The 10,161-nt window shown below is 45.1% G+C and carries 10 protein-coding genes (1 of these 10 running past the window's edge); 1 reads left to right on the plus strand and 9 read right to left on the minus strand.

Annotation, left to right across the window (positions count from 1 at the left end; genetic code table 11):
- Positions 1-124: 124 nt before the first annotated feature.
- The 9 genes from ADJ77_RS05020 to ADJ77_RS05060 all read right to left on the minus strand — a co-directional run bounded on the left by ADJ77_RS05020 (position 125) and on the right by ADJ77_RS05060 (position 9,057).
- The gene (locus ADJ77_RS05020) at positions 125-754 is read right to left on the minus strand and encodes a porin family protein (protein ID WP_025078255.1); all 630 of its coding nucleotides are present in this window, start codon (positions 752-754) and stop codon (positions 125-127) included.
- Between the two features lie 171 nt (positions 755-925).
- On the minus strand, positions 926-1,966 hold the full coding sequence (gene porN, locus ADJ77_RS05025; RefSeq protein WP_025078254.1) for a type IX secretion system ring subunit PorN/GldN: 1,041 nt from the start codon (positions 1,964-1,966) through the stop codon (positions 926-928).
- Between the two features lie 138 nt (positions 1,967-2,104).
- Positions 2,105-3,694, minus strand: coding sequence for a type IX secretion system motor protein PorM/GldM (porM, locus tag ADJ77_RS05030; protein ID WP_025078253.1), 1,590 nt, complete (start codon positions 3,692-3,694; stop codon positions 2,105-2,107).
- 63 nt (positions 3,695-3,757) lie between these two features.
- On the minus strand, positions 3,758-4,555 hold the full coding sequence (porL, locus tag ADJ77_RS05035; RefSeq protein WP_025078252.1) for a type IX secretion system motor protein PorL/GldL: 798 nt from the start codon (positions 4,553-4,555) through the stop codon (positions 3,758-3,760).
- Positions 4,556-6,037, minus strand: a complete 1,482-nt coding sequence (porK, locus tag ADJ77_RS05040; protein WP_025078251.1) for a T9SS ring complex lipoprotein PorK/GldK — start codon at positions 6,035-6,037, stop codon at positions 4,556-4,558.
- Positions 6,038-6,046: 9 nt separating this feature from the next.
- Positions 6,047-6,985 (minus strand): PorP/SprF family type IX secretion system membrane protein, encoded by a 939-nt coding sequence (locus ADJ77_RS05045; RefSeq protein WP_025078250.1) that lies wholly within the window; start codon positions 6,983-6,985, stop codon positions 6,047-6,049.
- 575 nt (positions 6,986-7,560) lie between these two features.
- Entirely contained in the window at positions 7,561-7,782 is a 222-nt protein-coding gene (locus ADJ77_RS05050) for a DUF2795 domain-containing protein (protein WP_025078249.1), read from the minus strand.
- Between the two features lie 53 nt (positions 7,783-7,835).
- The gene (locus tag ADJ77_RS05055) at positions 7,836-8,411 is read right to left on the minus strand and encodes a cob(I)yrinic acid a,c-diamide adenosyltransferase (protein ID WP_025078248.1); all 576 of its coding nucleotides are present in this window, start codon (positions 8,409-8,411) and stop codon (positions 7,836-7,838) included.
- Between the two features lie 37 nt (positions 8,412-8,448).
- Positions 8,449-9,057: a hypothetical protein gene (locus ADJ77_RS05060; RefSeq protein ID WP_025078247.1), complete on the minus strand. Its 609-nt coding sequence runs from the start codon at positions 9,055-9,057 to the stop codon at positions 8,449-8,451.
- Between the two features lie 232 nt (positions 9,058-9,289).
- Here ADJ77_RS05060 and ADJ77_RS05065 point away from each other — a divergent pair, with 232 nt between their 5' ends.
- A protein-coding gene (locus ADJ77_RS05065) for a hypothetical protein (RefSeq protein WP_050696095.1) crosses the window boundary here: on the plus strand, positions 9,290-10,161 show its 5' portion. It continues 433 nt past the right edge of the window; the window shows 872 of its 1,305 coding nt (coding positions 1-872); it begins with the start codon at positions 9,290-9,292; its stop codon lies beyond the right edge, outside the window.

The raw sequence follows: 10,161 nt of genomic DNA on the forward strand, positions 1-10,161 counted from the left end.
CTCTAACACACCATGGTTCCAATTCGTCCGAAAAAGGCAAAGAACAACAGCTTACACAACACAAAAAGTCCCATTCCATCGATAATGGAATGGGACTTTTCGTATAGTAATCTATAGGTCTCCGTTAGAAGAAATAAGCTATGCCCAGCTGCCATGAACTGTTACGGCTACTCTTCTTATGGAAGATTGAGGTTGCTGCATCAGTCGCAGTTTTCCAGGTAACATCAGCAGTATTGCCACAGGCAATGTTGTAATTGGCACTCACCTGCAGATGTCTCAAGGCTGTCACACCGAAACCAAGATTGACACTGAAGTTACTGTTCTTCAACGCATAGTTGCTACTCTTGTTCCACTGATAATCCTTATCGCCCACATTGAAAGCAATTTGAGGACCACCAAAGAAGAAGATGTTTGCCGTACCACCTAACCCGATGGAATAACGGAGGTTCACAGGAATGGAAAGCTGCTGCTGCTTCACTGTCTGTTCCACAGTTGCATAATTGAGCTTGGCAGAACGGTAATCATAGAGAACAGAGGCATCCATACCCAAGCCAACAATTGGCAAGGTGAACTTCACTGTAGGACCAATAAACCAGCCGATCTGGTTTGACTTATCAAACACTTCACTGCTGAAGTGAAAATCACTCACATTCAATCCCGCCTTCACACCGATTTTCAAAGGTTCATCTGCATGTGCAGGAATGGAGAAAAAGACTGTCAGGGCCAATAAAGCCAATGAAAAAACTTTCTTCATAATCATAAGTATCAATGATAAAAGAACTAAAAAGGACTCTCTCGTGCTTGAACATACGCCTCACACATCAGAAAGTCTGCTCAAAACAGCGGGTGCTATCCGAGCGTCTCTATACATTAATCGTTTCTACAAGACTATTATTGCCCAATTAAAATAAATTAAGAAGGTTTCTTAATGGCGTTCCCGACGTACTGTGACACGTGCTGGGGCTGGTCCTGCACTGCTGGAAGAAGTACGACGCGTGCGGCTGACAGTCCTTGTCGTAGTACCAGAACGGCGGCTGCGACCAGCTTTCTTTGGCATTTTCAGCGCTTCATTGGCTGCAGCTATACTGTCAAGACTGTCACGACGGGCAGGGTCACCATAGATAGTCTTCTCAAAAGCCATCAACTCCCACTCTATCTTTTTCTGTTCAGCAGCCATGGCTGAGTCGGTAGGACAGTATTGTGCGAGGGTCTTACCCAGCATGTTGGTGGTCTTGTAAATCTTTCCCTTGTAGAGATTCATTGTGAAATAATCATCTACGCTCATCGTTGCAGCATTGTTCAGATTGCTGGTCATGATGGTCTGTTTGGCAAGGAAAGGAGCCAGATCGTCGTAACGAACCCAGAAGAGAGGGTATTTAACCTCGCCATCTCCAAAGTCATCCTCACGATACATTATCGGGCAGAGGGCTACAACCTTACGATGGAAGGTGGCTGTTCCCTGATCATAATAGGCACTCTCCTTGAGATAGTAACCTTTCACTTCACCAGAAGGAATGTCGCTGTTATCAAGACGGATACCATGGTCAGTATGCTCGTAGAAGATGTGATAGTTGTCGAGGAACTGCAAAGGTTTGACCCGCGCCGAATCAGTAAACATCTCATTGCCGTCCATACGGTAGTTATAAGCCGCAATACCGCCACGGTTTGGACCACTCATCATCAACTTGAAGATGTAAGTAAAGAGATTCATCTGTGAACCTACAGGCTCAGTAGGATAGTATAAGCCAGCATTGGCATCCTCAACAAGTTTCAGTTCACGATAGATATCACGTCTCCAGACAACATCTTCTTCCAAAGGAGCTGTCGTCGGGAAGGATATCTGTGCACGTGTTGTAATCGTATTCGCTGGCGACTGACGCTGTTGCTGGTTACGACGTGCAGCAGGCTGTGCACTTACCGTAAGTGCCAGAAATGCTGTACAGACTATGAGAAATATTCTTTTCATTGTTGTTTTGTTTGTTCTTTTCTAAGAGAGAGGCTGAGGCAACAAGTTATAGGCGGACATAACAGCAAAGTCATCAATCAACTTGTCTGCTCGTCAACACATAAACTTGCCTGCTTGCGAACTCGTCAACTGCCACCGCTACCTCACAATAACCTCCATATTTCTTCCATTGAGCGTTCGGGTTGTGCCATCAGGACCATGAACGACAACATTTGTAATGTAGAAACGCTTGTTACGGCTCAACTGACGGAACTGTTCCTTCTGCTGTGCAGAGAAGGAAGCACCGTTACTTGCCAGAGGTACAGCGTTACCCATATTGTCAAAGAAGACAACACGGAAGCTGGTTACGTTGAAAGGAATGTCAAGCAAGCCATCATCAATAGCCGCATGAATACCCGGTGCCGACATAAGTACAGCCTTAGACAGCGTTCCACTCTTGAATCTGTCAGCACCCATAGCGATATATGGCGATGGATCCGGCAGTTTTCGCACACGGAACTGATACTCTCCTATCTTGCGACCCTTGGCAGAAACGGCAATGGTCACAGGCTGACCGACAGCCGACGGACGTGCAATGAAATGACCACCGCCTCTTGACACGAGCGAACCACCTGACATCGTAGCCTGTATATCACCTTGAGACGTGTTAGGGATACTGATTGTTATCGGGTTATCAAAGCCTGCATAGAGCACGTTCATCAGGTCGGCAGCAATCGTAGCCATACCATCAAACGGTGGAACCTTCTGCATTCCTTCAGGACTGATGTACTGCTTTGGCTGCGGACCACCCGTCACCCAGTAGTCCTGCGAGAAGTTTCTGCGCAACACATTACCCATCAAATCCTTGACAAGAATGTATCCACTCAATGTATGTTTGCCCGGAGCACCAGCCTTGACAGTAATCTGATTACCCTTGATAAGCTGCCCGTTGACATAGACCTGTGGTTGCTGTGTTGAGTCAACAGCACCCATAAACATCTTTGCGGTCATCGTCTCACCTGGATAAAGGCGTGTCTGATTCGGCACAACGAATGCCTCCAGCTTGTTGACACGCAAGTCTTTCAGTCCGACATTAGCCACCAAGGTATGCAACACCTCACCTTCAGCATAGCGGACATCGCTCTGCAATTTCGAAAGAAGCGTCACTGCCGCTGCAACAGGCATATTCTCGAACATATACTCTTCCCAGTTCTTCCCCATTGAATGGCGGGGAACCTCCGTAGAAAGGTTACTTTCAATTATCTTCTTCTGTCGCGGATCCGTTACAAACTGGAGAATACGTGCTCTATAGGTATTGATTGCCTTATAGAGCTTGTGTCCCTGCCCATTTGCAGGATTCAACATAATGTAGCTGGCAGCCTCAATATTATCCTTTCCTTCGATATTCAAGGGGTCACCATTCTCACCATCAGCCTCACGAACGATGGCTACTTTCAGTGACTGTGCATAATTATAGAGAGAATCACTCATCTCTCTTACCGTCGATGCCATCATGAACCACTGCTTTACCTTCTGTGGATTCTTGCGCATCATCTGGTCGAGCTCGCCAAAGATAGCATCGTTCTCCTTGGATGAATTTCCCGTTGTGCGGTTCAGGCTCTCTTCAACAACAGAGAAGCCATTGAGTACCTCGGTGGAGATATTCAATGCCAACATTGCCATGAGGACGATATACATAAGGTTTATCATCTTCTGGCGAGGGGAGATCTTTCTCTTCTTAATAGCCATTAATTCTATTATTTGTAGCGGGAAGACAGCTGCCGACAGCCTCTCCCCTACCATAATACATCATTACAAGCTCCCAGTGGCAGACTGCTGGGTGGCTGCACCAGGTGCTGCGACACGCATATTGACAGTCATTGCCTCAATCATTCGGGCGTAGATACTATTGAGCTGTTCAATCTGCTGTGCCATCTTGCGGGTCTGTTCATTAATCTGGTCAATCGTACCAATCTGCTGGCTGGCGCCCTTGAGCTGCATCTCATAGACCTTCGCAATACCTGTGAGCGTGCGGTTGAGATTCTCCATCTCTTCGCTGTCACGGGTAAGACGCTGGCTCTGGTCGTTCACCTTGCCCAACATCTCCGTCAGACTCTGCAGTGCCGATACGTAGTTGGTCTGCGCCTCTACCATCTCCGGCGTCTGCTGTTGTGCATCGGCAATAGCCTTACTCTGCTGACCGACAACCGCTACAGCAATATCGCTGGCTGAAGGCATTGCCTGCTGGACACTCTGTGCGACATTCTCAACGGCAGCATATCGTGGCTGTGTAACAACAGCTGGTCTTTCCGTATCACTCTCCGTCCGCTCAAGATACTCGTCAGTAACATGTGTCGGGAGTTCACGACCATCATCAGTCTTGTCAAACGGACGGTCAAAAGCTGACAGGAAGAACACAACAACCTCCGTACCCATACCGAAGTAGAGCATAATATTAGCTCCCGGCAAGTGGGTCAGCTTGAACAAGGCTCCGAGAATAACTACCGAAGCACCCCAGCTATAACCATAGTTAAGGAACGTCTGTCCTGGAACGCTATCCATCCACTTCTGCAGATGGTAAACAAAGTTGTATTTGCTGTACTGTGTCATTTATCTTCTCTTTTTCTTACTGCTTTTCTTATTCTCCTTAGCTGCCTCACTTGATGAACTTGCAAGACTGCGGACACAACGGAAACCAATGTAGCTGCGAGGCTGGTTCTGGTATTCCCATGTACGCCAGGCACTGCGGATATAGCTCTCAGGGTCTTTCCAGCTGCCACCACGGACACTCTTCTTCTTCAGTCGGTAAGGGTCTTCCTTGGCCGCCTTATAGTCCAGCTGTGGGTTGAGGTCATTCATCGCATCAACACCAGCCTCTGTATATATCGTACTTGTCCACTCGGCAACATTACCTGCCATATCGAACAGACCATTGGAGTTTGTGCCGTAGATACCCACCTTGCTTGTAATCAGGTTACCGTCCTTCGTGTAGTTACCACGGTCGGGCTTGAAGTTGGCAAAGAAACAGCCGTTACCGTTCTTCACGTTCTGATTGTCCCAAGGGAACTCGTCCTGGTTCCTTCCACGGGCAGCATACTCCCACTCTGCCTCGGTCGGGAGACGGTAACGCTGAACATAGCGGGCTTCCCTGCCCAATCCCTTGAGCAGATAGTCCGTACGCCAGGCACAAAAGGCATTCGCCTGCTCCCACGTAACACCCACTACAGGATAGTTGTTATAAGTAGGGTTACTGAAGTAATTACGGAGATAAATCTCGTTGTCTGAATTGCGAAAATCATTCACCCAACAGGTCGTATCGGGATAGATATTGACGATATAGGTATTGAGGAAGTCCCATGGACCTGTCAACGGACGGTTGATAGTCTCATTGTGAATAACGCCATTGTCATCAACGTAGGCTGTATCCTTTGAAATCATCACCACCTCGTTAGGGTCAACGGTGACGTCTGTATTCAAGTTACGCTCCTGTGGAATCATACGGTTGCGACGCAGGGCAGCAGACGTATAATCATAAATCTCATAGCGGTAGTTCATCTGTCGGGCGTCAATAGACTTCTCGCCTGTAACAGGATTGGTCACGTAAAGACTCTCGAAGGCACGCTGTTCATCCTCAGTAGGCTTGCGAGGAAGACGTTTGTTCCAGTTCAGATGAGGTGTAACTGGGTCGCCGTTCTTGTCCTCAGTAATCATATAGGTTTCATCGCCACCGTATGCAGGATCAGCCAGACGGGTGCGGATGATTGAGTCGCGGACCCACTCAACAAACTGCTTATACTCCGAATTGGTGACCTCAGTCTCATCCATCCAGAATCCGTCAACGGAGATGTCCTTCACGGGCGTCTTCTTTCCCCAGAGCGAATCCTGCTTTTCCAGACCCATTCTCAACCAGCCACGCTTGACAAGTGTCATGCCGTAAGGAGTTGGCTCTCGGAAGGCACGCCCTCCACCAACGCCAGTAACCTCGCCGCCACGACCTGACGAAGAGGTTGTCTTACCTGCGAAACAGCCTGTCAGTGTTCCCAAGACGAGTGCACCAAGACAAATGGCAACTATACTTTTCTTCATTTTCATTATATCTTTCTATAGAAATCTTACGCTTTTATGCTTGTTCCTGCCTTTCTTCTGCAAGTTGATGTCGGTCTGATAACTGACGAACAACCCATGACTGCCGTTCTTGAAGGCGGCTGTACCTGTGTACATCTCATAGCTGTAACCGACGTTGATACCGTGGAATGTTCCACCGACATAGGCTGTCACGGAGTTTGTCGGACTGTAAGACACACCTCCGTAAAGCACTTTCTTCTCGTGGGTGTAGACCAGACGGGCCGTTATGTCAGCCCGATACCTCGTCCCGTCATAGCGTGCCAGGACTGAAGTCGGTATATTAAGAAACGGATTTCGCAGTTTAATATTGTATCCACCTGTTAAATAATACGTACGGTTTATCTGCAACTCATTGGTTTCACCCAGCTCTACCAAGGGCGAATTGAGGTGTTGCACGGATGCGCCGACATACCAGTTCCTGTGCGTATAATAGAGTCCGGCACCAAGGTCAAGCCCGTTGCCATTGACTTCTGACTGTGACAGAGCGGGGTCACTTGCCTCCTCCGGATCCAGCTTGGAACCATCTAATTTCTCAAAAAGCATACCGACCTGAACGCCCGCGGAGACCATTCCTCCCCAAAGATTCTGACGGAAGGCATACTGTCCGGCTACTCGCTGATGCGTGAAGGCACCTAACTTGTCATTGAGAATGGAAACACCCACACCATGATACTGCTTCATAAAATAGAGTGGCATATCTGCTCCCACATAAAAGGTATTCGGATTGTGCTCATAACCAGCGAAGTCAAGGGCATAGGCACCTACCACATTCAGCTTGTTGTCCTTCCCGACAGCAGCAGGATTGAACGATGATTCCATCGCCCAATAATGACTATAGGACGGATCATACTGTGCCTTGACAGAATCTCCTATCAGACAAGCAAGCGTAAATATGAGTATTAAGCGTTTAAACACGATTCTATAACGCTTTGACAAATGATTTATTGCTTTCCCGCCTATAAATATTAAGGAGGTAGAGGATATGTGCTCCGAATTACATCTTATAATATTTAACAGCTGTGCTTGAAAGGTTCTTCATTGAAATTGCAGGGATAAAACAAGCACATCTACACCTTGACTGTAAACATAATTCAAACAACGCAATCGTATTGATGCTTAATTGCACTTGAAATAACGCTTAATTGGAGGCTAAGAGGTGCTCTTTTGACATGCAACTAACGCCTTATTGGAGTCCTATCAAGCACCTTTTCTTGCACGACTTCACAACTTATTGATTACAAGACAGTTACAAGATAGATAAAAACAGCATTCTTTTGACTGAAAACAAGCGGCGAGACTAATTATTTTGTAATGAAATTTCCAAACAAGCAGCTGTGCTATCTTCTTTCAGCGTGAGAGCAGTATATTAAGAGGTTAAAGCCAACCACACCTTATTGATATGCAACAAATAAAGATTTAGGCTTTAGCCACACATTACTTAAACAAAAAAGAGGCTGTATCATTTCTGATACAACCTCTTTTCTATTGTCTTAATATTCGTCTTCATTCCACAAGAAATCGTCCTTTGACGGATAGTCAGGCCAGATGTCCTCGATACTGTAATAGACATCACCTTCATCTTCAATCTCCTGAAGATTCTCAAGAACCTCAAGTGGTGCACCTGATCGCATTGCATAGTCAATCAGCTCATCTTTTGTTGCAGGCCATGGAGCATCTTCCAGCTTAGAGGCCAATTCCAGTGTCCAATACATATTCTTATTTTTTTACATGTTTCTAAGTGCGTGCAAAAGTAATATATATTTTCTTATCTGCAAGTCTTTTCCCATATTTTTTCACTTATATTCCCATTATTATTCAAATAACGTGACAAAATGAAGAAATAATCTGATAATCTGTTGATAAAGGCTAACTGTTCCGATGAGACAGCAGTATGAGTGGACAACGAGACGATACGCCGTTCCGCACGACGGCACACTGTGCGGCAGACATGGCATTGAGATGCTGCGAGCGTACCTCCGGGCAAGACAAAGTGATGCTGTTCGGGGAGCTGGCTTTCCATCTTGTCGACACTGGCTTCTATCTTCTCTGTCAGCTGACTGACACTGGCAACTTCCGCAGATCTGAGCTTATCAACTGCAAGTTCGCCCCCGATAACAAAAAGTTCCTCCTGAATTTCCTGCAGAAAAGAAATCAGTCCGGCTGTCGGGAAAACGGTCTTGTTTATGGAATCTGCCTGCAGCAACGATGTAAGAACACCTATTTCTGCATTCAGTTCATCCAGTGTGCCGTATGCTTCAACACGTATATCGTCTTTTGAAACCCGCTTACCGACACACAAGGACGTTGTCCCCTTATCACCAGCTTTCGTATATACTGTCATAACCGTATTACATTTATGAAGTTTGAGATTGTCATTATCAGAAATTCACAATGTAGTCTTGTTTCACCATCTCCCTATTAAGGAAGACAACACCACAATAATACAAGTCAAAACTGACGCCCGTTCTTGAGTCTGAGATAAGCGCAGACCAGTATTCCTCAGCCTCCTTGTCCCGCTTGATATTCTCAATCACCAGAACTGAAGACGAGGGAAGAAAATCCAATGCCTTATCAACAAGAGCACGACAGTTCTGTGCTATCGGTATGCGGACCATGCTGTGCCCTCCTGCTTCAGAGAACAGGCGGACACACTCTTCCTGCAAAATATCTTCTGTCACCTTATAATATTGTGTTTTCCTGCAACCTGCATTGACATAAATCTTATAGCATTGAGATGCCGGATAACAATCTATGAAGGTGTAAGGTTGCTGAAAATTAGCTAAACGGAAGTAGAACTTACACAGCTTACGGGTTCTCTTATCAAGCCCATACACCTGCCTGTCAAGTTGCTTATACTTATAATAAGGATAATGCTCATTTACCACATAGCGGATAAACTTATATGCCCAAGGCGACTGCACACCAAATCCTCTGGAGTACCGTGCACGTCTTAGCCAAACTACTATTCGCTTGATGAAATATAACATGATAAAATATGTGGTTGACAAAGTTAATGTTTTTTTCTCTATTAGAAAAGAATTTGTCACAAAAAACACTATACGATGGACATAAGTATAGCTAACAAAAGAAAGTATAGACAAATTAAAACACCAAAACTTTCCATACCGATAAGAAAGAAAAAAGACATCAGGGATTGCAATTAAGAAATAAATATTATCTTTGTAATCATAAGAAACCAAGGAAGAAAGAAATATTATTATGTTGAAGAAAGTTCTTATATTCATCTTACTGTCAGTAACATCTTACCAAGTGACCTGTGCAAAAGATGCTAACTGCCTGAAATATGATTACAGCCATTTGCTGATGAACAACAATATTCTCGGCTGTATTGGCAACGGACAACGCCTGTACATACACTTTGATACTGTCTACAAGGACAAGGAGAAAGCTGAACTTTACCATGTTGCGGGCAAAACTCGTGTAAAAGATAATATCTGTAGCTTTACAGGTAATGTAAACATCAGCAGATTCAAGCAGGTTGACACTGAATACTATCCCGTCAAACACTACAAAATGATTGCAAAGTATGAATTTAAAGAAGATACTAAACAATATGGAGCAGGGATGTTCTCAGGTCGTTTAGAGTCTGACTTCTTCATATATAAAGACTCTGTCTATATGGATGAAATAAATAATGAAGGGGATGGCTATTGTAATAATCAGTATAAGGGAGTATGGAAATCATATAAAACCAACGTTATAAAAAAGGCAAACTTCGGTATCGACCGCATTCCTGATGATGGTGGATTAGATGTTGGTTGTAGTGAGTTTATGGTCGATCGTTCCAAGCAACATCTTGGCTGGGAAACATACATGATGCTAATTAGCCCTGACTCCAAAAGGTATCATCAAGCCTTAGCAGAGGAACAGCGTGAATGGTGGAAGAAAGATAAAGAGAAATTTGTAACATGGGAGATAAAAACAGAGAAGAGAAAAGCCTTTGCCAACATCTATATCAACAACAAGTATATACAATCAGTAAACCTTATCAGCTCGTTTGAATACACAGTTGAACAGGACGATTATAACTTTGATGGACATCGTGACATCTGCTTCTCGCCACGGGATAA

The organism is Prevotella fusca JCM 17724 (assembly GCF_001262015.1).
Lineage (GTDB): Bacteria > Bacteroidota > Bacteroidia > Bacteroidales > Bacteroidaceae > Prevotella > Prevotella fusca.

Bases quoted from the DNA above. Each gene is read 5' to 3' on its own strand.
- ADJ77_RS05020 (WP_025078255.1), bottom strand. From the start codon at position 754: ATGAAGAAAGTTTTTTCATTGGCTTTATTGGCCCTGACAGTCTTTTTC.
- porN (WP_025078254.1), bottom strand. From the start codon at position 1,966: ATGAAAAGAATATTTCTCATAGTCTGTACAGCATTTCTGGCACTTACG.
- porM (WP_025078253.1), bottom strand. From the start codon at position 3,694: ATGGCTATTAAGAAGAGAAAGATCTCCCCTCGCCAGAAGATGATAAAC.
- porL (WP_025078252.1), bottom strand. From the start codon at position 4,555: ATGACACAGTACAGCAAATACAACTTTGTTTACCATCTGCAGAAGTGG.
- porK (WP_025078251.1), bottom strand. From the start codon at position 6,037: ATGAAAATGAAGAAAAGTATAGTTGCCATTTGTCTTGGTGCACTCGTC.
- ADJ77_RS05050 (WP_025078249.1), bottom strand. From the start codon at position 7,782: ATGTATTGGACACTGGAATTGGCCTCTAAGCTGGAAGATGCTCCATGG.
- ADJ77_RS05055 (WP_025078248.1), bottom strand. From the start codon at position 8,411: ATGACAGTATATACGAAAGCTGGTGATAAGGGGACAACGTCCTTGTGT.
- ADJ77_RS05060 (WP_025078247.1), bottom strand. From the start codon at position 9,057: ATGTTATATTTCATCAAGCGAATAGTAGTTTGGCTAAGACGTGCACGG.